This window comes from Myxococcus sp. MISCRS1 (assembly GCF_026626605.1).
Lineage (GTDB): Bacteria > Myxococcota > Myxococcia > Myxococcales > Myxococcaceae > Myxococcus > Myxococcus fulvus.
This window is the reverse complement of sequence record NZ_JAPNKB010000001.1, coordinates 814,930-836,037: the sequence shown is the minus strand read 5'-3', so window position 1 is coordinate 836,037 and position 21,108 is coordinate 814,930. Positions and strand designations below refer to the sequence as shown.

Here is a 21,108-nt window from a genome sequence, read left to right as displayed (position 1 = left end):
CCGCCCTGCCTCGGCCTGGCGCGTCGTCGCGTGTCAGGGCTTTTCCATGGCTCGCGCCATGAATTGCTTCGAGGCCGCGTGAGGAACAGGTGTCGCCGCCCGCGGGATGCGACGTGCAGGCGTGACGTCGGTCGACTCCTCAGGTGGCGGAGGGCGCGCGGTTCTCGAGGACACGCCGGTACACGGCGACGGTGCGCCGAGCACACTCGTCCCAGGTGAAGCGCGCGGCGCGCTCGCGTCCCAGCTCCATCAACTCCGCGCGCAGCGCATCGTCGCGCAGGACTCGCAGCGTCGCCTCGCGCCAGGCGTGCGGGTCATCCGGAGGCAGCCTCAACGCGGCGCCCCCCACCACCTCGGGCAGCGCCGTCGCGTCCGCCGCGAGCACCGGGCACCCGGTCGCCATCGCCTCGAGCGCGGGCAGCCCGAAGCCCTCGTACTTCGAGGGCAACAGCAGCGCCGCCGCGGCGCCATAGAACAGCGGCATCTGAGACTCGGGCAGCTCCTCGAGGTCCAGGACGTTCTCGTGCAGCCCCAGCTCGTGCGCCACCGCGCCCTTGCCGGCCAGCAGGACGATGGGCACCGGCAGGTCCGCGGCGAAGTGGCGCAGCAGCTCCAGGTTCTTGAACCGCTTCGCGTTGCCCACCGCGGCCACGTAGCGCGCGGGCAGCTCGTGCCGCTCGCGGAACGCGCGGGCCTCCACCGGGGACGGCGGCTGGAAGCTCGGGTCCACGCCGTTGTGGATCACCTGCAGCCGATAGGGCGACAGCCCCAGGTGCCGCGCCAGCTCCTCCCGGGAGAACTCGGACACCGTCACCAGCGCCGAGGCCCGCCTCGCGCGAGGACCCACCACCAGCCGGTAGTAGAGCGCCTGCGCCGGCGTGTACTCGCGGGCGAGCGCGACGTGGTTGGCATCATGCAGCGTGGCGACCAGCGGACCGCGCCAGAACAGCGGCAGCGAGAACGACGTGGCGTGGAAGACGTCCGGTGACAGCTTCGTCAGCTCCGCCGCCAGCGCGGCCTGCTCCACCGGCGAGAGGAAGCCCGCGAGCGAGCGGTGCAGCGGGATCCGGGGCGCGAGCACCCCCAGGTCCGAGGGGAGCCCCTCGGGTGGCACCAGCGCGGAGAAGCGCAGGTCCGGCGCGAGGAGCGGCACACGTCGCGCCAGCTCCAGCGCGTAGCGAGCGATTCCATGCAGCCGGCCGCGCACCATGCGCAGGTCGAGGAGGACTTGAGCCACGCTTCCCGCGTACCACACGCGCGGCCCTCGTGGGGGCAGGCAGCCACCTGCTTCATGTTGCTGGCCGTGCACGGCATGGGGGGTGCTAGAAGCCGCCCTCGTGAAGGTCGCCCTGGTCCACGATTGGTTGGTCACCCACCGCGGGGGAGAGCGCGTGCTCGACGCGCTCTGCGAAGCACTGCCCGACGCGGACATCTACACCCTCATCCACCAGCCGGGCACCCAGTCCCCCGCCATCGAGTCCCGGCGCATCTTCACCTCGTTCCTCCAGCACATCCCCGGCGTCCACGGCCGCTACCGGCACCTGCTGCCCCTGATGCCCCGGGCCATCGAGTCGCTGCGCCTCCAGGGGCACTACGACCTGGTGCTGTCCTCCAGCCACTGCGTGGCCAAGGGCCTGCGCGCGCCCGCGGGGGTGCCGCACCTGAGCTACGTGCACGCGCCCATGCGGTACATGTGGGATTTGTTCGACGACTACTTCGGCCCCGGCCGCGCCCGGCTGCCCGTGCGCGCGGCGGCGCACGCGGTGCGGCCCTGGCTGCGGCGCTGGGACCGCGCCTCGGCGGCGCGCGTGGACCGCTTCGTGGCCAACAGCCACCACGTCGCCGGCAAGCTCCAGCGCTTCTGGGGGCGCGAGGCCACCGTCGTGCATCCCCCGGTGGACCTGGAGCGCTTCACCCGGTCGCCGCTGGAGGGCGGGGGACGCGGCGGATACTTCCTGTGGCTCGGCGCCTTCGCGCCCTACAAGCGGCTGGACATCGCGCTCGAGGCCTTCCGCGAGCTGGGCGTTCCCCTCTGGGTGGTCGGCACCGGCCAGGAGGCCGCGCGGCTCACCTCCGGCGCTCCGCCGCCGAACATCCGCTTCCTGGGCAACGTCTCCGATGACGCCCTGCCGTCCTTGTACCGGGACGCCCGCGCCCTCATCTTCACGCCCGAGGAGGACTTCGGCATCACCCCGCTGGAGGCCCAGGCCACCGGCCGCCCCGTCATCGCCTTCGCCAAGGGCGGCGCGTTGGAGACGGTGAACAGCCGCACCGGACTGTTCTTTTCAGAACAGACACCCGCGTCGTTGTCGGAGGCCGTCCGCCGCTTCGATTCCTGGGAAGCGAGCTTCAGTCCCCGAGAGGCCCGCTCGCAGGCCGAGCGCTTCAGCCGCGCCTCCTTCCAGCAGGCGATGCTCCGCGAAGTGGAGTCGCTCCTCAGCCTGTCGACGAAATCCACAACCCGCGCCACGGCGGTGTGACGCGGCTGTCATCCCCACCTCCGTCTTTCATCGACGGGCTGTGTCCTCTGCCCACCATTGTCCAGCCGGGGTGGAGGTAACCCATTGGTTTCACGCGTTTTTCCGTGTTAGGAGGCCGTCTCGTCAGAGGGAGTCGGGCAGGGCGCGTGCTCGTCGGACCAGGGTGCGAGTCTTGCAGTGGGGTGGCGCCCCGTTGACCAGGTTACAGGAGTCCAGGCGTGTTCAGTCGTCTCCAGCGCTTCTACACGTCCATCAAGGTTGTCGCGGACATGGTGATGCTCGCGCTGGCGTTCGCCTTGGCGTACGCCACGCGGTTCTCGGGCATCGTCCCCGTCACGGAGGGCATCCCTCCCTGGGAGGACTCGTTCGTCTTCCTGCTGATGCTGCTGGTCATCTTCCCGGTGACCTTCAAGCAGTCGCGGCTGTACGCGGCCATCCGCTCCCGGACGAACACCGGTGAGGTGTTCGAGGTCTTCAAGTCCACCATCACCGCGACGCTCATCCTGGTGGCGGTGACCTACTTCGTGCGCGAGCGCTACTCGCGCCTGACGCTGGTCATCTTCGTCGTCTACGCCTTCGTGCTGGTCACGTGCAGCCGGCTGGCGTTCCGCTACGTGCTCAGCGAGGTGCGCCGGCGGGGCCACAACCTGAAGTCCATCCTCGTCATCGGCGCGGGGGAGCTGGGGCAGCGCGTGGTGGAGACGGTGGAGGTCCACAAGGAGCTGGGCTTCCGGGTGACGGGCCTTCTGTCGCTGCGGCCGGAGAAGGTGGGCCAGTACGTCAACGGCGTGCGCGTGATTGGCCACGTGGGCGACGTGGAGCGCGTGCTGGACGCGCACCCGGTGGACCAGGTCATCCTCGCGCTGCCGCTGCAGGAGCAGGCCCACGTCAAGCAGCTCATGGAGCAGCTGGCGCTGCGCACCGTGGACGTCCGCGTCGTCCCGGACCTCTACCAGTACATCACCCTGTATGGCGGCCTGGAGGAGTTCGGCGGCCTGCCCATCATCCGGCTGCAGGGCGACCCGATGGAGGGCTGGAGCCGGGTGGCCAAGCGGGCGTTCGACATCCTCTTCTCGCTCCTGGCCATCCTCGCCACCTCGCCGCTCATCCTGGCCACCGCGATCGCCGTGCGGCTGACCAGCCGCGGGCCGGTGCTCTATCGCCAGGAGCGCATGGGGATGGACGGGCGCACCTTCTCCATCCTCAAGTTCCGCACCATGCGCGTGGACGCCGAGCACTCCGGGGCGATGATGGCGCGCAAGGACGACCCGCGCCGCACCGTCATCGGCACGTTCCTGCGCAAGTACTCGCTGGATGAGCTGCCGCAGTTCTTCAACGTGCTGACGGGGGACATGAGCCTCGTGGGCCCTCGCCCCGAGCGCCCCGTCTTCATCGAGGAGTTCAAGCGCCAGATTCCGCGCTACCACCTGCGGCACAAGGTGAAGGCGGGCATCACCGGCTGGGCGCAGATCAACGGCCTGCGCGGCCAGACGTGCATCGAGAAGCGCATCGAGTACGACCTGTACTACATCGAGAACTGGTCGCTCCTGATGGACCTGAAGATCCTCGTGCGCACCGCGCTCGGCGGCTTCCTCTCGAAGAACGCCTACTGACGTCGGGAGGGCGAGCGGGCCTCGGAAATCCGAGGCCCCCGCCCGCGCCGGGCCGTGGAATTCCGAGGGCCCGACGCACCGTGGAGCCCAACCCGCGCTACTGGAGGTTCCAGACCACCGTGCCGCTGCACGTCCCGCTGGTGTAGCAGCCCGCGCGAATCTGGACCGTGCCGTTGGCGGTGGCGGTGTAGCTCACGCTGGAGCCCCGGCCCCCGCACGCGTCATCGTTCGCCGCGACCTGCGCCCCGTTGCCGTAGAGGCGCAGGAAGGTGTCCCCGCTGAAGGACGTGTTCGGCAGGCCGCAGGTGGCGACCAGGAGCGTCTTGCCCGCGGTGACGACGACGTCCCGGTTGGTGGTGTTGCGCTGGGCGCTGTCGGTGTTCGTCCCGTTGTACTGGAAGGTGCCGGAGGTGGGGGGCGTGGGGGGATTGCCTCCGCCGGAGACCTCCCACACCACGGTGCCGCCGCAGCTCCCGCTCGCGTAGCAGCCCGCGCGCACCTCGTACTCGCCGGTGGCGGTGGCGGTGTGGGTGATGCTGGAGCCCCGTCCGCCGCAGGCGTCGTCGTTGGCGGCCACGGAGGTGCCGGACGGGTTGTGCAGGCGCAGGAAGGTGTCCCCGGACGTCTTCGCGCCCGTCAGGCCGCAGGTGGCCACGGTGAGCGTCTGGCCGGCGGTGAGGGCGATGCGCTTGTTGGTCGTGTTCTGCTGGGCGTCGCTGGTGTTGGAGGCCGTGTACACGAAGGAGTTGGCCGGCGGAGGCGGCTCCTCCGGGGGCGGCGTGCCGTCGCCGTTGGAGTTGGGGCAGCCGGCGGCGGGCAGGGCGCACGTGGGCAGGTTCGCGCCCAGATGGCTGATGACGGCCTGGATGGGCACGCCGCGGTTGGGGCAGTTGGCGCAGTGGTGCAGTGACACCACCAGGTGGTCGCCGTGGCCAATCACGGGCGAGCCCGAGGAGCCGCCCTGCGTGTCCGCGAAGTAGCCCACGTCGTTGGGGCCGCCGGACTGGCAGGCCGGCTCGTTGAGGCTGTAGATCTCCGCGAAGCCGGACGCGTCGGACGAATCCGTGGAGGCGACGGCGATCTTCTTCCCGTACCCGGCGGGGTGCTGCGGGACGTAGATGCGCTCGTTCACCACCGCGCCCGAGCCGCGAAGCTGGAGGTAGCCGAAGCTGTTGGTGGGATTCACCGCCAGCCGTACCAGCGCGTAGTCACGGGGCGCGTCCGCCTGGACCAGGGTGCCGCCGGAGATGACGTGGCCGGGGCAGCCGAACCAGCTGCCGCAGCTCGTGGCGCAGCTGGCGCCCTCCGCCATGAACTCGAAGTCGGTGTTCTGCGCGTCGCTCGCGGTGGCGATGCAGTGCTGGTTCGTCATGACGTGACCCTGGCTGCCCACGAGCCAACCGGTGCACGCGCTGGAGCCGCCGATGAGCAGGCGCGCCACGGGGCGGGCGCGGCCATAGAGGGTGGGGTCGCTGGCGGCGTAACAGGGCGCCCAGCGCGAGTCGTCCGCGCCACAGACGGCCTTGTTCAGCTCGGAGGTGAAGCCCATCTCCTGGTTGGTGTAGCCGCGCGCGAACCGGTCGATGCTGTAGCCGTACTGGTTCAGGATGCCCTGGCGGCCGGGGTGGTCGGCGCTGTGCAGCTCGATGATGGCCGTGTCGCCGGGGATGTGCAGGGCCCAGAAGCCGTCGCGCGCGCCCGGGTGGCGGTTGTCGTAGCGCTTGGAGCGCGAGCCGTCCGGGGCGCGCACCACGACGAAGTCGCCTTCCGCGAGTTCCAGCCGCTCGAAGTGCGCGGCGATGTACGCGGCGCCCGGGTGGGTGATGACGTCGGTGTGGAGCGGACCGCTTCGTGTGCGCAGCTCCGGGGTGGCGTAGGGATGGGCCGACTCGAAACGCCGGTGCACGTCTTCGCCGACCTTCGTGGCGCGCTGGGAGGCGGGCGACACGGTCGCCTCACACACGGGCGCCGAGGCCAGCGCCGCCGGCGCGCTGAGCGACAGCGCGGCGACGAGACCTGCGAGCTGGAATCGTTTCATCGGTTCTCCTGCAGGGGATGGGACTTCGCAGCGTGGGCTGCACGCACCGTTATAGCGGCAGTCACGTAGGACCCCGACTCGCAGTTGAGTACCCGGTTGCAACAAGGCGATGGGATGTGGGCCTGGCGGCGTTTGCCGGGAGCAAGGGTCCTGGACGCGGAACTGACACTGTCTCGGGGGGAGGGCAGGCAGGTTGGGCGCCCGTCTGATTTCACACGGAGCGCGATTGTTGCCGCCGGGTTGTGTGCGAGGTACCCGCGGACCTGGGCGAAATGACGCGAGGGCGCACGGGGGCCGGTCCGGTGTGGGGCGAAGCCGTCTAGACTCCGGGGGGCATGGCCGAAAAGCTCGGAGCAATCCTGGTCCGCAAGGGCCTCCTCTCGCAGGCGCAGCTCGACGAAGCCCTGAAGGCACAGCTCATCTACGGTGGGCGGCTGGGCTCCATCCTCGTCGAGCTGGAGATGCTGGACATCGACACCCTGGCGATGGTGCTGGGGGAGCAGACCCGCTACCCGGTGGCGCAGGAGGCCGACTTCGAGGCCGTCACGGACGCGACGCTCACGTTGCTTCCGGCGGCGCTCGCGGAGAAGCACCTGGCCTTCCCGCTGGGACAGGAGGGGCGCCGGCTGAGGGTGGCCATGGCGAGCCCCTTCGAAATCCAGCACACGGACGCGCTGGGGTTCATCACGGGCCTGCGAATCCTCCCGCACATCACGCCCGAGCTGCGGCTGTTCCACTACCAGGCCCAGCGCTATGGCATCCGGCGCGAGTCGCGCTCGTTGAGCATGGCGACGGCCCGGCGGTTGGCTCCGGCGCCGCCGCCTCGTCCCGCGGCCCCGCCCGTGCAGACGCGGGGCGGGGTGGTGGAGCAGCCCGAGTCTCCGCCCCCGCCCGCGCCCGTGCGGGCCGCTCCGGGGACGGAGGGGATGTTCGGTGGATTGGCGCCCGGGCAGTTCCTGAGTGACGACTCTGACGACGCGACGACGGAAGAGACGCCGTGGACGGGAGCGAGCCCGGTGCTGGCGCCAACGGGGGGGCTGCTGGGGGATGCGTCGGAGGCGCCCGCGGCGGTGGTGACGAAGTCCGGGCCACCGGTGCTGGGGCCCGCGGCGTCGGCCCGGCCTCCGGGGCCGCCCCAGTTGGCGTCCGTGGACGCGGCGCGAGGGGCTCGGCCGTCGGGGCCTCCGCCTCGGCTCGCGCCGGCGGAGCCGCCTCGGCTGCCTCCGGCGATTCCTCCCGCGCCGATTGAGGAGGCGGAGGAGATCGAACCCGAGGAGGAGTTCGAGGCGGCGGAGGAAATCGAGCCCACCGAGGAGCTCGATGTGGTGGACACCGAGGAGGTGCTCGAAGGGGTGATGGAGGAGGTGGTGGAGACTCCCGCCCCGAGGAGCCCGGTGCTCGCCGGCAACCCCGAGGGACAGGGGGGACAATCCGCTCAACCGCCGGGCATGGTGTCGCGACAGTCCGCGGGGCAGTGGTCTCCGGTCCAACCTCCGGGGTTGGCCCGGGCGGCGGGGCCTGGTGGCGCGGGGCTGCCTCCGGTTCGTGGACCTGGAGCCGGAGGCGCACCCGTGGAGCCGCAGGCGCCGGTGTCTCCGGCGATGGCCGCGCGACCGCCGTCTGCTCCCGGTGGAGTCGTGGAGGCCGCTGCCTCGGGACCGCAGGGTGGGATTCCTTCGGGGATGGGGGCTGCGGCGCGGCCGTCCGCTGCCGCGGGTGGCATTGCCGAGCCGGCCGTGGCGACGCAGGGGGCGGTGCCTTTGGGGCCCGTGGCGGGACCGGGAGCGCGGCCGCAGCCGGGCCTGGGCGCTCCGGTGGTGGCTCCGTCCGCGGCGCCTCAAGGCGCGAAGCCGCCTGCGTCACCGGGATGGGGACCGGCCGCCGCGCCAGGCGCAAGGCCTCCTCCGAACACCGGCGCGCCGGGGGGCCCAGGGGCTGTCCCGCCGGGGCTCGCGAGTGCCCGGCCGTCGGGGGTGGGGATTCCCGTCGTGTCCGGTGCGCAGGGACCTGTTCCTCCAGGGATGAGCGGAGCGAGACCTCCGTCGAGCGCGGGCATGGCCGTGGTTCCTGGCCCTGTGCCTCCTGGGATGCCGGGTGGACCGGGCCCCGTGGGGCCGCCTGGGATGCCAAGCGCGCGTCCTCCCTCGAGCAGTGGAGTGCCCTCGGTGCAGGGGGCTGTCCCGCCCAGGGCGCCTGGAGGTGGACCTGTCGCTGGTGGACCTGGTGGGCCCCCTGGAACGATGGGGGCCCGGCCTCCGTCGAGCAGCGGCATGCCTTCCGTTCAGGGAGGGCCTCCTGTTCCGGGCGGACCCGGAGCGGGAGGTCAGGGGCTGCCGCCTGGAATGGTGGCGAGACCCGCGCAGGGCGTGGGCGGGCCGCCTCCGGGACCAGGGGCGCCGCCGATGCCTGGGGCCGCGCCTGCTCCGGGGTCGATGGGGGGGCCTGGCTCCGCACCTCCTGGGATGATGAACGCTCGGCCTCCGTCGGGGCCCGTGCCTCCTGGGATGACGGGGGCACGGCCTCCGTCGCGTACGGGAGTTCCCACGGTGCCCGGGCCCGTGCCTCCTGGGATGGGACCTCGTCCTCCGCTGGGAGCGGGCGGTCCGGGACCGCAGGGGCCGGTGCCTCCGGGGGTCGTGGGGACGCGTCCTTCGAACCCGGGCATGCCGAGCATGGGGGCCCCACAAGGCCCCGTGCCTCCAGGCATGTCGGGTGCGCGCCCTCCCTCGGGAACGGGCTTCCCCACGGTCCCCGGACCACCGCACGGTGCGATGCCTCCCGGAATGCAAGGGGGACGACCTCCCTCGATGTCCGGAGGACCCGGAGCGCCACCGCCTCCAGGAACGGTGCGTCCGCCCCAGCCCATGGGCGGCATGACTCCCGACGTGGGCGGTGCAGCGCCGCGTCCGTCGATGGGGCAGCAGCCGCCTCCGGGCATGAAGGGAATCGCCGCGCCACAACCTCCGGGGATGGCGCCAAGAGGAGCGCCACCGCACGCCGCCGCCAGCTCCGTTCCGTCGAGCATCGGACCCGCAACGCCTTCGGTCGGCGATGTCTCGCAGGCTCCTCCGAGCGCGCTCGATGCGCGCGTGGAGTCTGAGTCGGGTCCGGAGATTCTCTCCACGGAGGACAGCCAGTCCGCTTCGGGCCCGGATGCCTCCGTGGCCGGAGCGGTCCTCGATGGAGGCGCGCTCGAAGTCTCCAGCGAGGTGCTCAGCGCTCGCGAAGGCAGTCAGGCGCAAGCCTCGGATGGCTCCGAGGTCTCCGCGGTTCGTGAGGGTGGAGCACCTGGGGTCCCTCAAGCGGGGCACAGCGCTCTCGACGATGGGCCGGCGAAGGCCGCGGATGCCTCCGAGGTCTCGTCGGTTCGCGAGACAGACGCACGTGACGTCTCTCCAGCGGCGCTCGGTGCTCTCGACGATGGACCTGCGCAAGTGGCGGGGCTCGCGTCGTCGAACACGCAGGGGCTGGACGATGCGGCCGCAGCAGCGAGTCCTCCGACGGCAGCGGGCTCGGCTCCAGCGCTGAACGTCGAAGCCGCGAGCGACCCGACACGGGGGGACGTGTCCGAGGAGGAGCTCCCTCCTGGGGAACGTGCCGCGGAGAAGTCGCCGCAGGCCACGACGTCCGACGTCTCCGGGTCACCGTGGAGTGAGGGTGACGCGGGTGCTCGAACTGAGCCTGCGCCGAGCGGCGAAGTCGCCTCGCACGAGACCGTCGCCAAGCACCCCGAGCCGTTGAGCGGAGCGCAGACGCACCTCGCGCAACCCGGTGTGGCGGACGAACGCATCGAGGCACGTGATAACGCGCAGGTCGATGGGGTCGAGCCCGCCTCATCGCATGAGGCCGGTGCCACGTCGCGCGCGGCCCACCCGCTCGAAGGAGAGGGCGCGGCTGCGACGACCGATGTGCCGGTCCCTGCCCAACTGGAGGAACACGTCGCTCCCGCGGACAAGGACGCAGCCGCATCGTCGTCCGAGGATGCCGAGGCGGTTCGGCTCTCCACTCCTGAAGAAGTCGGGGAGGGCGCGGTGGTGGCGCCGTCCACCACGGGCTCCGATGTGCCGACGCTGGACGGGGCCGCACCAGCTGATGTCGAGACGGTTTCGGACGTGGCCCTCGCCTCGGTGATTGCCTCCGCGCCGTTCGCGGTCGAATCGCAGACAGCACAGGGCAGTTCGCTCCAGACGGTCGAGGTCGATTCGAGCGCCGCGGCTTCCGACCGTGCGCCTTCCGCGCGTCCCTTGGCGGAGGGTGTCTCCGGGGCGGACGGCCGCATCACCGGCCAGGACGCGAGCCCGCTTGATGACTGGGGTGATGTCGCGCAGCCGGAGTCGAAGGTCACGGGGGCTTCCGTGGATGTGGAGCCTGCCGCGCGAGAGGCGAGGACCACGCCGGAAGAGCGCCGAGCTGTCGACGAGTCGTCCCAAACCGTCGCGCGGTCTTCCAGCGAGGTCTCCACGCTCGAGCCGAGCGTTGATGCCCCTTCCATCTCCGCGCAGTCCGATGACAGCGCAGCGCCTGAGGTGCCTCTCACATCGACCACCGGGTCGGCTGCACGAGCGCTCCAGACCGCCGCGCTATCGAACGACGCGACAGAGACGCGCAACGCGGAGACGTCGAGCGCTCCCGAGGTCCAGTCGTCCTCCGCGGTGGCCTACCTCGACGAAACCGAGGTGAAGCCTTACTCCGAGGTCCCGTCGTCACCGGAGGTCCCCGAGGCCGAGCACTCGGGCGCCGCCGCATCCGACAGCACGGAAGCGCCGTCGGTCGAACACTGGAAGCTCATGAAGGCAACGCTCGGTGACGCGAGCCCGGTTGCCCAGGACACGCCAGCCTCCGCGATTGACTCGGGTGCGTCGTCCTCCGTGCCCGTCGAGGGCGACGTGGGGGAGACCCTGACCCTCGAGGCCGCGGGCACGATGCTCGCATCCCACGGTGAGTCCTCCGGCTCCGCGACCGTGGCTTCGGCTCCCGTGGCTCCACCGTCACCCAGTCCCCACTCGGGCGCCGAGGTGATTGCCCTGCGCGAGCCCCAGGTGCCCGACGCGGAGCCCACGCCCTCGGCGCCGCCCCCCAGGCCCGTCCCGCTGCGCCGCGCGGCCATCGAGTTGGACGAACTTCCAGCGGCGGACGATGCGCCGATGCAGCTCGCGTCCACGTGGGAGTTCGTCGGGTGGCAGGGGGCCGAAGGCAACGGAACCATCGGTCTCTCCGCGGAGAACACGTGGGAGGACCGCGCGGTGGACCTCGAGGGCAACGCTCGTCCGGCGGCGCCAGCGGGCGCCACCACGGAGCTTCCCCTCGCCTCCGCCTGGGACTTCATCCAGCAGCCCTGGCAGCCCCAGGCCCGTGCTCCCTCGGAGGCACTGACGACGCTGCTGGCCGCCGCGGACGAGTCCACTCCAGACGCGAGCCCCGACGGCCCCAGGGTCTCCGCGGACCAGGTCCTCACGGCGCTCGATGACGTCGGCTCACAAGGCGTGCTCGGCAAGGTGTTGATCGCCTACTGCGCGGGTCGATTCCAGCGAGCCTTCCTGCTCGGGGAGAGCTTCGGGCTCGTGCGCGTCGGCCATGCATGGGGGCCGGGGAGTGACAGCCCCGCGGTGGCCTCGCTCAAGGTGGACCTGGAGGCCCCGTCGCTGCTCGTGTCCGCGCTCGGCCAGCTGGGGCCCAGCAGCTTCGATGCTCCGTCCTGCGTCCAGGACGAGGCCATCTTCGCCGCGCTCGGTGGGCCCACGTCACACCTGCTCGTCGTCCCCATCCGCGCCCGTGGGCGTCCCGTGGCGTTCGTCGTCGCGGATTCGGGAGGCGCGCAGGTGGCCACCACGACGCTCGACGAGCTGACGCGAGTGTCCGCGAAGGCCTCGGAGGTCTACGACCGGCTGCCCGCGACCCGGGCGGACTGAGCCACGCATCGTCCGCTCCCGCGCGAGGTCCCGCATCCACGGACCTCGCGCCCCAAGTGAGCACGGCGGGCGTACCGCGCCACCCGCGTGGCCGCCGCCGCGAGCGCGAGAACAGCGAGGGCCCCGGAAGCAGCGCTCCGGAGCCCTCGAGTGCTTCAGCTCATCGCGTGAGGTTCAGCTGCAGCCGCTGGTCGCGCCGCAGTTGCCGCACTTATAGCAAGCGCCACTGCGGACCATGATGGCGCCGCAGGTGTGGCAGGGCGGGGCATCCGCCTGGTTGAGCCACGTCGTGCGCGTGTTCGTCGACGGGAGCGACAACGAGGCCGCCTGGGCGGGCAGGGCGGGCTGCTTGGACGCGCCCTCCGCGGGAGACAGGACCGCGTCCTCCACCAGGTCCTCGCTCGGCAGGAACTTCAGCTCGAGCCACCGGAAGATGTAGTCGGTGATGGACTTGGCGATGGGGATGGCGGGGTTGCCCGTGAAGCCGCTCGGCTCGAAGCGGGTGTGGCTCAGCTTGTCCACCATGACCTTCAGCGGGACGCCGTACTGGAGCGCCAGGGAGATGCTGGTGGCGAAGCTGTCCATCAACCCGCTGACCACCGAGCCCTCCTTCGCCATGACGATGAACAGCTCGCCCGGCGAGCCATCCTCGTACATGCCGACCGTGAGGTAGCCCTCGTGGCCGCCAATCGAGAACTTGTGGGTGATGGAGCGGCGCTCGTCCGGCAGGCGACGGCGCACCGCGCGAGGCTCCGGCTTCACGGCCGGCTCCACCACGGGGGCCGCCTCGGCCTTGCGCGTGTCCTTCACGCCGGCCTTCGACGTGTTGAGCGGCTGGGTGCGCTTGCAACCATCGCGGTAGACGGCGACGGCCTTCAGGCCGCGCTTCCACGACTCCATGTACGCCTTCTCGATGTCCTCCACGGTGGAGTCCGAGGGCATGTTGACGGTCTTGGAGATGGCGCCGGAGAGGAAGGGCTGGCAGGCCTCCATCATCTGGATGTGGCCCATCCAGTGGATGCTGCGAGAGCCGTTGGCGGGCTTGAAGGCGCAGTCGAAGACGGAAAGGTGCTCGGGCTTGAGGTGGGGAGCGCCCTCGATGGTGTCGGCCTTGTCCAGGGCGGCGACGATGTCCTGGGCCTGCGTCTGGGGGTAGCCCAGCTTCTCGAGCGCCTGCGGCACCGTCTGGTTGACGATCTTCAGCATCCCGCCGCCGACCAGCTTCTTGTACTTGATGAGCGCGATGTCGGGCTCGATGCCGGTGGTGTCGCAGTCCATCATGAAGCCGATGGTGCCGGTGGGGGCGAGCACGGTGACCTGGCTGTTGCGGAATCCATGGACCTCACCGAGGGCGAGCGCCGAGTCCCACGCGGCCTTCTGCGCGGCGTGCAGGTCGGCCGTGACGCCCGCCTGGGGGACGCTGTAGGCGGCCTTGCGGTGCTTGCGGATGACACCGAGCATGGGCTCGGCGTTCTTCGCGTAGCCGGCGAAGGGGCCCTGCTTCTCGGCCAGTCGCGCGCTCATCGCGTAGGCCTCGCCGCACATCAGCGAGGTGATGGCGGCCGCGTAGTTGCGGCCCGCATCCGAGTCATACGGCAGGCCCGACGCCATCAGCAGCGCGCCCAGGTTCGCGAAGCCCAGCCCCAACGGCCGGTAGTCGTGGCTGTTCTTGGCGATGCGCTCGGTGGGGTAGCGCGAGAAGCCGACGATGATCTCCTGCGCCATGAGCATGACGTCGACGGCGTGCTTGAAGGCGGCCACGTCGAAGTCACCCGCGATGTCGCGGAAGTGCATCAGGTTCAGCGACGCCAGGTTGCACGCCGAATCGTCCAGGAACATGTACTCGGAGCACGGATTCGACGCGTTGATGCGCGCGGTGGTCGAGCACGTGTGCCAGCCGTTGACGGTGGTGTCGAACTGCATGCCCGGGTCACCGCACAGGTGCGCGGCCTCGGCGATCTCGCGGAACACGTCGCGCGCCCGGTAGGTGTCCAGGGGAGAGCCGTCGCGCACGGCGCGCGTCTGCCAGGGGCCATCCGAGACGACGGCCTTCATGAAGTCGTCGGTGACGCGCACGGAGTTGTTGGAGTTCTGGAAGAACACCGAGGCATAGGCCTCACCGTTGAAGGACGGGTCATACCCGGCCTCGATGAGGGCCCAGGCCTTCTTCTCCTCGGCGGACTTGCAGCGGATGAACTCGAGCACGTCCGGGTGGTCCGCGTTGAGGATGACCATCTTCGCCGCGCGGCGCGTCTTGCCGCCGCTCTTGATGACGCCGGCGAAGGCGTCGAAGCCGCGCATGAACGACACCGGGCCGGACGCGGTGCCTCCGCCCGCGAGCAGCTCCTTGCTGCCCCGGATGGTGGAGAGGTTGCTGCCGGTGCCGCTGCCGTACTTGAAGAGCATGCCCTCCGTACGGGCCAGCGTGAGGATGGACTCCATGGAGTCATCCACGCTGTTGATGAAGCACGCCGAGCACTGGGGCTGCGCCTCCACGCCGACGTTGAACCAGACGGGGGAGTTGAACGAGGCCTTCTGGCGCAGGAGCAGGTGCGTCAGCTCGGCGTGGAAGGTCTCCTTGTCCACGTCCGTGGCGAAGTAGCCGCCCTCCACGCCCCAGCGGGTGAGGGTGTCCACCACGCGCGCCACCAGCTTGCGCACGCTCGTCTCGCGCTCGGGCGTGCCCGGCGTGCCGCGGAAATACTTCGAGGCGACGACGTTGGTGGCCAGCATCGACCAGGAGCGGGGGACCTCGATGTTCTTCTGCTCGAAGACGGCCTTGCCGTCCTCACCGGTGATGCTCGCGCTGCGGTACTCCCACGCCAGCTCGTCCGCGGGGTCCACGCCCGGCGTCGTGAAGTAGCGCTCCAGGCCCAGCCCCGTCGAAACCCCCTTCGGCTTGCTGCGTGCCGCACGGCGCTCCTTGCCGTTGATCAGGGCCTTCGAACTCAGTTCCTTCTCCATGTCGCCACCCTCCGGGTTCACTCTGAGTTGGAATGCAAAATTTTGCGCAACGCTAAACGCGCGAGATTCCGGAGGTTCCAGGGACGTCACGCGGACAGGCGTGAGCGGCACTGGATCAGGCTCGCGAGCGGTGCGTGGGGGGCAGCTGGCCCCGGACTTCCGTTGTGGAGATTGCCCGGCCGAGGACCGGGCGGCCGGGATCAATACGCGCTTCGCCTCGGCTGATCAAGGAACAGCTCAGACCCCATTGGTAGTGCTGCGCCTTGTCGCACACACAACTAAATGGGCTCTATCCCGCTGCCGTCCGTGCGGGCAGAGGACGTAGCAACCTGTAGCTCGGAGGGCGTGCAAGGGCGGATCTAGACCCTTGGCGCCGGCACCGCAAGCCAGGCTCTACCTTGACGGATAACAGCGTGCGAGACATGTATCGTCACTCCGATGCAAACGGGCGTGATCACTGGGGGACGTTTGCTGAAAGTCTGTGCATGGGATCCGCGATGCCACAAGTGGGGACGATGATCCGCGCGCCCGCCGCTCGACAGTCCCGTCGCCGGGTGGCCAGGAGGGGGTCGATTTCGGACATCCGGCGCGTTAGGAGGCCAGCATGCCTCCTCCCTTCCAGCGCCACGTTTTCGTCTGCACCAACCGTCGACCGGACGGACACCCCAAGGGGTGTTGCGCCACCAAGGGCGCGGAGGAGGTGCGCGCCGCGTTCAAGGAGGAGCTCGACAAGCGCGGGGTGAAGGGCCGCATGCGCGCCAACGCCGCGGGGTGCCTGGACACCTGCGCCTTCGGCGTGTCCGTCGTCATCTACCCGGAGGGCTCCTGGTACGCGGGCGTGAAGGTGGAGGACGTGCGCGAGATCGTCGAGGAGCACCTGATGAACGGCCGCCCCGTGGAGCGGCTGCTGATGCCGTTCTCCCGCAAGGAGAAAGCGGGGAGCTGACGCAAGGCACCTGGCCCCCGGCACCCCCCCGCCCATCCACTGCGTCATCGCGTCGGGACCGACCTCGAGCGCTCCTTCAGCGCACGAACTCCCACGCGTCGCTCCAGTGGCTGCCCGTGCCGGGCGCGTAGTACGGCGCGGAGCCCTTGCACCAGCCGGAGTAGGGGAAGGGCTTGCACCGGTAGATGCTGCCGTTGGTCCCCTCGACCAGCGTCCCCGCCACGTAGCTGTCGATGCCATTGGGATACTTATACTGCGCCGGGTCCCCGCCGCCGCCCGTGGGCTTCTCGATGTCGAGCTGGAACGAGTCGCTCGCCTCGCGCGAGTAGACGCGGTTCGCGGTGGCGCTGTTGGCCGGCCGCACGGTGCCGTTCGTCTGGAGCTCACCCACCTGCACCCGGCTGGAGGTGGCGTTCACCTGCTGGGCCAGCTGGTAGATCCACGTGGCCGCGGGCGTCGCGGCGGAGAGCGTCAGCGGGTGCGTCTCCGCGTCACGACCGCCGCTGTCGAACAGGCGCAGCGTCACCTTGCTCTGCGCGGCCAGGTCCTCGCGCGCCTGCACCGCGCCCAGCTCCTTCCACGTGGTGGGGGGCGGGGGCGTGTTGCTGAACTTCACGTCGGTGCACGCGTAGAAGGCCTCCGGGCTGTCGGAGCGCTGCCAGATGGCGTAGATGACGTGCTGGCCGGTGCGCCCCTGGGGGAACGGACAGGTGAATCGATAGCGGTTGTTCTGCGGGGCGGACGGCGCCGTCAGCGTGCAGAAGGGCGAGGCCTCCAGGTCCGACCACTTCAGCGGCAGCGCGGGGTTGTAGCCCTCCTTCGTGACGTAGAGGTGGAAGTACGCGGTCGCGTGCACCGCCGTCGCGTGGAAGACGAAGTCGAAGCGGCTGTTCGCGTCCGGCGAGATGAGCGTCGCGGGCCAGTCCGTGCGCGCCAGGTCCAGGCCCCGGTGGCTCTCGTTGGCCGCGCTGCACAGCTTGCCGTCCGCGATGAGCTCGCGGTGGCGGCCGTTGGCGTTGCCTTGCCGGACACCGTTCCAGTCATAGAGCGCCTGGGTGCCGCCACTCTGGATGGCGGCCTTGCACGCCGCGGACTTGGGCGTCTCCGGTCCTTCCTTGAAGCAGCTGTAGACGCGGCTGAGCGGCACCTCCATGGAGCCGTGCGCGGACGCCAGGCTCGAGGACAACAGGGACAGCGCGACGAGGGATGATGCGAGAGACCTCTGCATGGGGTTTCCTCCTGTGCCCACGGATGGAGCAGGGAGGGCCGGCAATCGGGTCAAACACGCCCCAATAAAAAAGCGGCGACACGTGCCCACATGGGCCGTGCCGCCGCTCGTCGCGAACGGAGGGTTGTCGCCTGCCTGACTACCGACGGCGGCCGAGCAACCGGAGGATGGCGAGGAACAGGTTGATGAAGTCCAGGTACAAGGTCAGCGCGCCGACGATGCTCACCGTGGCCGCGCTGCTGTAGCCGGTGTTGGCGTGCATCTCCCGCAGCTTCTGCGTGTCGTACGCCGTCAGACCCGCGAACACGAGGACCGACGCGCACGCGATGACGAACGACATCATGTCACTGCGCATGAAGAGGTTGACCAGGCCGGCCAGCACCACGCCGATGAGGCCCATGAAGAGGAACGTGCCCCAGGCGCTCAGGTCCTTCTTGGTCACCGTGCCGTACAGCGCCATGGCGCCATAGACGCCCGCCGTCAGGAAGAACGCCTGCGCGATGCTGCCCGCCGTGTAGACGAGGAAGAGGATGGAGAACGTCATCCCCGTGAGCGCGGAGTAGCCCAGGAACAGGGCCGCGGCCGCCGGGCCCGACAGGCGGGGCGCCAGGAACGACAGCGCGAACACCGCGCCCAACTGCGCGATCATGAACCCGAACCGCCACTCGAGCACCGTGCGCAGGAGCGCCTCGTTGCTCAGCGTCACCATGGCCATCACGCCCGTGAGCAGCAGCCCCGCGAACATCCAACCATGCACGCGCGTCATGAACGCGCGCTTCGACTCCTGCACCAGGACGGAGTTGACCGAGTCGCTCTCGGCCGTCTGCCATCCGGAAGTTTCCCAGGCCATTTGAATCGTATCCTTTCGCGCCGGGGACCCGCCCCGGCGGCGCCACTGCTTATAGCGTCTTCGACCCGGGCGTGCGCGGACCCTGGCTGAGGCCCTTCCTTAAATCGCCTTCCACGCGAGCAAAAGCTTCGAGGCGACCTCGGTGGTGATGAGGGGCAGCACGCCGCCGCCGCCCACGATATTCACGATTTCCGCCATGGAGCCCCGGCACACGCCGCCCCAGGCGGGCTGCTTCGCCAGCCCCACGGACGCGTAGGCCGAGTAGTCCACGAAGAACGACGTGGGCAGCACCGTCCCATGCGGCTCCACCAGCAGGTGGTCCTCGGGGGGAGAGTCGACGATCTCCTGCACCACGAAGCCGCCGCCCGTCGGGTCGCTCGCCGCGCGTGCGCACAGCTCCGGCCAGCCCAGGGGCTCGCCATACGCCGCCGTCACGCGCTCGGTGTACGGCACCGTGCCCGCCGAGCGGCCGAGGAACACGGCCTTGCCGCCGTAGTCCCACGCCCGCTTGAGCACGAAGCGGGCGGGGTTGCGCGCCACCTCCGCCACCACGTCGTCCAGCTTCGTCCCATCCGGCCCCGTCGTCGGGCCCGCGCGGAACAGCCGCGTCCAGGGAACGGAGGCGCGGATGGCCTCCAGCTCCGTGGGGGTGAGCCCCGCGGCCTCGGCGAGCTCGGGCTCCGCCAGCGCCTGCGACAGGCGCGCGAAGGTGGACTTCACCTCGACCTGCGACGCGGGCGGGTTGAGGAACACGGCCTTCTTGCCGGGCACCGTGGCGAGGAAGTCCTCGACCCACGGCGAGGGCTGCTGCTCCAGCCGCCGCACGAAGAGGTGGCGGTAGACCAGGTCGTACTTCTTGCCGCGCGCCTCGAACGTCGCATCACCGGACACCTCATCCGGGTGCACGATGTCCGCGTCGGCGCCGAACTCCCGGAAGCGCTCGCACAGCCACCGCAGCTCTGAAATCTGCGCGTCGTTGCGGCGGCACAGCAGCGCCACCGTGTCCGGGAACCGGCCAGGGCGCTCGGCGGCGTACCCGTCCAACAGCGAGCGATAGAGCGCCAGCGCGTTGCTGCCGTTGAGCGTGAGCAGCGAGGACAGCGCCTTCTCCGGATAGCGGAAGTGGCGCGCCACCACCTCGATGAACGTGCGGGCCGCGATGTCCGAGTAGCCCTGCATGGCTGGAATGGTCGCGTTGACCTCCAGCGCCCACGGCTTTCCGCCGGAGACGAAGTAGTCCACGCGCGTGGTGGCCAGCCGCACCGCCTGGGGCCAGGTGCGCTCCGCGAGCGCGCGCTCGAGCGGGGAGAGCGAGGCCAGCAGGAGCTCGGCGTCGGGCGCGGCGAGCCACGCGCGCGCCATCTTCACCGTGGCGGAGGCCAGGTGCGCGGACAGCTCCGCGCGGCGGCGGATCTCCGCGGCGTCGAGGATGACGGGCGTCGCGGTGATGGGGATGGGGCGCGTGGTGCCGTCCGACTGGGTGACGGCCAGTCCGCGCTTGTACGCGAGCTGCGCGAGTTCGGGCGCGAAGTGGCGCGCCTGATGTCGCAGCACGTCGATGAGCTCTTGCACGGGTGTTTCTGTCCTTCTCGAGATGCCGGGGCCTGCCCGGGGCGGCGAACCTATGCGCGGACAGGCTCACCGGTCCATCGGCGCGCCGCCTGCACGGCCCCTCACGGCGCGCGCGCCAACAAGCAGCGGGGCCCGCGCGCGCCACGGACTCGCTCGTGTGACTTGCACGCGCGCTCCGTCTGGCTTACAACCGCGTTGCGTTCAACGCTGGAATCCCTATCACCGTGAGCCGCTCCCTCCACTCGCTGCCCTCGCGTCTCGTCCGGTCGCGCCTCCTGGCGCTGCCGCTCGCGGCTGTGTGTGCGCTGGCGTACATGGGGACGGTGCTCCACTTCGCCATGGTCCAGCACGCCACGTGTCTGGAGCACGGTGAGGTGGTCCACGTGGAGGAGGGGGGCTCGCACACCGCCCCCGTCGCCGAGGAGTCCTTCGACGACGTCCGGCTGACTTCTCGTGACGACGCTCCTGCGGGCCACGGCTCCGAGGCCCACTGCGTCCACACGTTGATCCGTCGCGAGGGTCCTCCTCCGACAGAGGTCACCCCGGTCATCACCCGGGTGCCCACCCGTTCCTCGCCGGCGCTGGCCGTGTTCCGCTTCCACGCGGAGCCCGTGGCCCGTCTGCACCTGGCCCCCAAGGCCTCTCCGCCTCGCGCCTGAGTCAGCACCCAGGGTGCGCGTCCCTCGCTCCCGGCACAGCCATGCCGTGAGAAGGCCGCGGTCCGTGGTCGACACCTGACGTCCGGCTCCGGAATTCGGAGCCCCGCGTCAGACGTCGCGCGACGCGCCGCCGGATGACTCGTTTCCCCTGCGTGCACGCTCTCGCCCCCCGTGTCGCGCACGGTTCGCGCGATTCCCACCCTGTCGCCCATGTCTGTCTTGGCTCTGCCCTCGCGGGTGGGGTCCGTGGCGGCGTTGGTGGCTGGGTATCCGCAGTCCATCCACGTGGAGCTACACACATGAACAAGAAGCTTCTGGCCGCCCTCCTGATGTCCACCGCGCTCCTGACCACCGCCTGCGGTGACGACGAGCCGCACGAAGAGGACGTCGATGTCGAGGGGTGCGAGCACCTGGCCGAGGGCCCGTCCACGGCCGTCAACGCCACGCTGACGGGCACGCCGCCCTCCGTGTCGAACGACCACCGCCGCTACGACATCTCGCTGGTGGATGGCGCGGGCGGCCGTCGGGGCTCGGTGTCGTTCGCCGCGGCGGAGGCCACCGACTACGTCCTCTACCTGAGCGCGGACGTGCCGGTGGTCATCACCGACGCCAGCGGCGCGGCGGTGGAGATCGAGGAGAGCGCCAAGAGCTCCGAGTCCTGCACCGACATCAAGGGTCGCCACGTCGTCCCGCTGTCCGTCGGCACGTTCACCTTCACCTTCGGCCCCACCACCGCCGCGTCCGTGAACCTCGTCATCGAGGAGGCGTCGCACGAGGGCCACGAGCACTAGCCGGCCGCGTGTCCGGGGCCTCGCGAGGGGCCTCGTGTCCTGCCTCAACCGAATCCGG

At 70.4% G+C, this 21,108-nt stretch carries 12 protein-coding genes; 6 read left to right on the top strand and 6 right to left on the bottom strand.

Annotation, left to right across the window (positions count from 1 at the left end; genetic code table 11):
* Nucleotides 1-139 precede the first annotated feature (139 nt).
* A complete protein-coding gene (locus tag OWM54_RS03040) occupies nucleotides 140-1,255 on the bottom strand; it encodes a glycosyltransferase family 4 protein (RefSeq protein ID WP_420715309.1) in 1,116 nt (371 codons plus the stop codon).
* An 82-nt stretch (nucleotides 1,256-1,337) separates the two neighbouring features.
* On the opposite strand from OWM54_RS03040, the gene OWM54_RS03035 reads away from it, so the two are divergent.
* Complete coding sequence (locus OWM54_RS03035; protein ID WP_267696573.1) at nucleotides 1,338-2,480, top strand: glycosyltransferase; 1,143 nt, start codon at nucleotides 1,338-1,340, stop codon at nucleotides 2,478-2,480.
* Between the two features lie 218 nt (nucleotides 2,481-2,698).
* A complete protein-coding gene (locus OWM54_RS03030) occupies nucleotides 2,699-4,093 on the top strand; it encodes an undecaprenyl-phosphate glucose phosphotransferase (protein ID WP_223750093.1) in 1,395 nt (464 codons plus the stop codon).
* Between the two features lie 97 nt (nucleotides 4,094-4,190).
* Here the strand turns inward: OWM54_RS03030 and OWM54_RS03025 are convergent, their stop codons facing one another.
* Entirely contained in the window at nucleotides 4,191-6,131 is a 1,941-nt protein-coding gene (locus tag OWM54_RS03025; RefSeq protein ID WP_267696572.1) for a serine protease, read from the bottom strand.
* A gap of 335 nt (nucleotides 6,132-6,466) precedes the next feature.
* On the opposite strand from OWM54_RS03025, the gene OWM54_RS03020 reads away from it, so the two are divergent.
* Nucleotides 6,467-12,040 (top strand): hypothetical protein, encoded by a 5,574-nt coding sequence (locus tag OWM54_RS03020; RefSeq protein ID WP_267696571.1) that lies wholly within the window; start codon nucleotides 6,467-6,469, stop codon nucleotides 12,038-12,040.
* Nucleotides 12,041-12,214: 174 nt separating this feature from the next.
* Here the strand turns inward: OWM54_RS03020 and OWM54_RS03015 are convergent, their stop codons facing one another.
* Nucleotides 12,215-15,004, bottom strand: coding sequence for a vitamin B12-dependent ribonucleotide reductase (locus OWM54_RS03015; RefSeq protein WP_267696570.1), 2,790 nt, complete (start codon nucleotides 15,002-15,004; stop codon nucleotides 12,215-12,217).
* A 604-nt stretch (nucleotides 15,005-15,608) separates the two neighbouring features.
* Between OWM54_RS03015 and OWM54_RS03010 the strand changes: the two genes are divergently transcribed.
* Nucleotides 15,609-15,950: a (2Fe-2S) ferredoxin domain-containing protein gene (locus OWM54_RS03010; protein ID WP_223750089.1), complete on the top strand. Its 342-nt coding sequence runs from the start codon at nucleotides 15,609-15,611 to the stop codon at nucleotides 15,948-15,950.
* Between the two features lie 76 nt (nucleotides 15,951-16,026).
* On the opposite strand, the gene OWM54_RS03005 is transcribed toward OWM54_RS03010, so the two are convergent.
* From OWM54_RS03005 to OWM54_RS02995, 3 genes are all read right to left on the bottom strand, one after another.
* Nucleotides 16,027-17,178 (bottom strand): lytic polysaccharide monooxygenase, encoded by a 1,152-nt coding sequence (locus OWM54_RS03005; protein ID WP_267696569.1) that lies wholly within the window; start codon nucleotides 17,176-17,178, stop codon nucleotides 16,027-16,029.
* A gap of 139 nt (nucleotides 17,179-17,317) precedes the next feature.
* Nucleotides 17,318-18,028, bottom strand: coding sequence for a Bax inhibitor-1/YccA family protein (locus tag OWM54_RS03000; RefSeq protein ID WP_046713189.1), 711 nt, complete (start codon nucleotides 18,026-18,028; stop codon nucleotides 17,318-17,320).
* A 99-nt stretch (nucleotides 18,029-18,127) separates the two neighbouring features.
* The gene (locus tag OWM54_RS02995; RefSeq protein ID WP_267696568.1) at nucleotides 18,128-19,600 is read right to left on the bottom strand and encodes a hypothetical protein; all 1,473 of its coding nucleotides are present in this window, start codon (nucleotides 19,598-19,600) and stop codon (nucleotides 18,128-18,130) included.
* Nucleotides 19,601-19,824: 224 nt separating this feature from the next.
* Here OWM54_RS02995 and OWM54_RS02990 point away from each other — a divergent pair, with 224 nt between their 5' ends.
* Together OWM54_RS02990 and OWM54_RS02985 are read left to right on the top strand one after the other, a co-directional pair.
* A complete protein-coding gene (locus OWM54_RS02990) occupies nucleotides 19,825-20,259 on the top strand; it encodes a hypothetical protein (RefSeq protein WP_046713191.1) in 435 nt (144 codons plus the stop codon).
* A 299-nt stretch (nucleotides 20,260-20,558) separates the two neighbouring features.
* Nucleotides 20,559-21,050 (top strand): hypothetical protein, encoded by a 492-nt coding sequence (locus OWM54_RS02985; protein WP_267696567.1) that lies wholly within the window; start codon nucleotides 20,559-20,561, stop codon nucleotides 21,048-21,050.
* The last annotated feature ends 58 nt before the right edge of the window (nucleotides 21,051-21,108 follow it).

Bases quoted from the DNA above. Each gene is read 5' to 3' on its own strand.
- OWM54_RS03025 (WP_267696572.1), bottom strand. From the start codon at position 6,131: ATGAAACGATTCCAGCTCGCAGGTCTCGTCGCCGCGCTGTCGCTCAGC.
- OWM54_RS03020 (WP_267696571.1), top strand. From the start codon at position 6,467: ATGGCCGAAAAGCTCGGAGCAATCCTGGTCCGCAAGGGCCTCCTCTCG.
- OWM54_RS03015 (WP_267696570.1), bottom strand. From the start codon at position 15,004: ATGGAGAAGGAACTGAGTTCGAAGGCCCTGATCAACGGCAAGGAGCGC.
- OWM54_RS03010 (WP_223750089.1), top strand. From the start codon at position 15,609: ATGCCTCCTCCCTTCCAGCGCCACGTTTTCGTCTGCACCAACCGTCGA.
- OWM54_RS03005 (WP_267696569.1), bottom strand. From the start codon at position 17,178: ATGCAGAGGTCTCTCGCATCATCCCTCGTCGCGCTGTCCCTGTTGTCC.
- OWM54_RS03000 (WP_046713189.1), bottom strand. From the start codon at position 18,028: ATGGCCTGGGAAACTTCCGGATGGCAGACGGCCGAGAGCGACTCGGTC.
- OWM54_RS02985 (WP_267696567.1), top strand. From the start codon at position 20,559: ATGAACAAGAAGCTTCTGGCCGCCCTCCTGATGTCCACCGCGCTCCTG.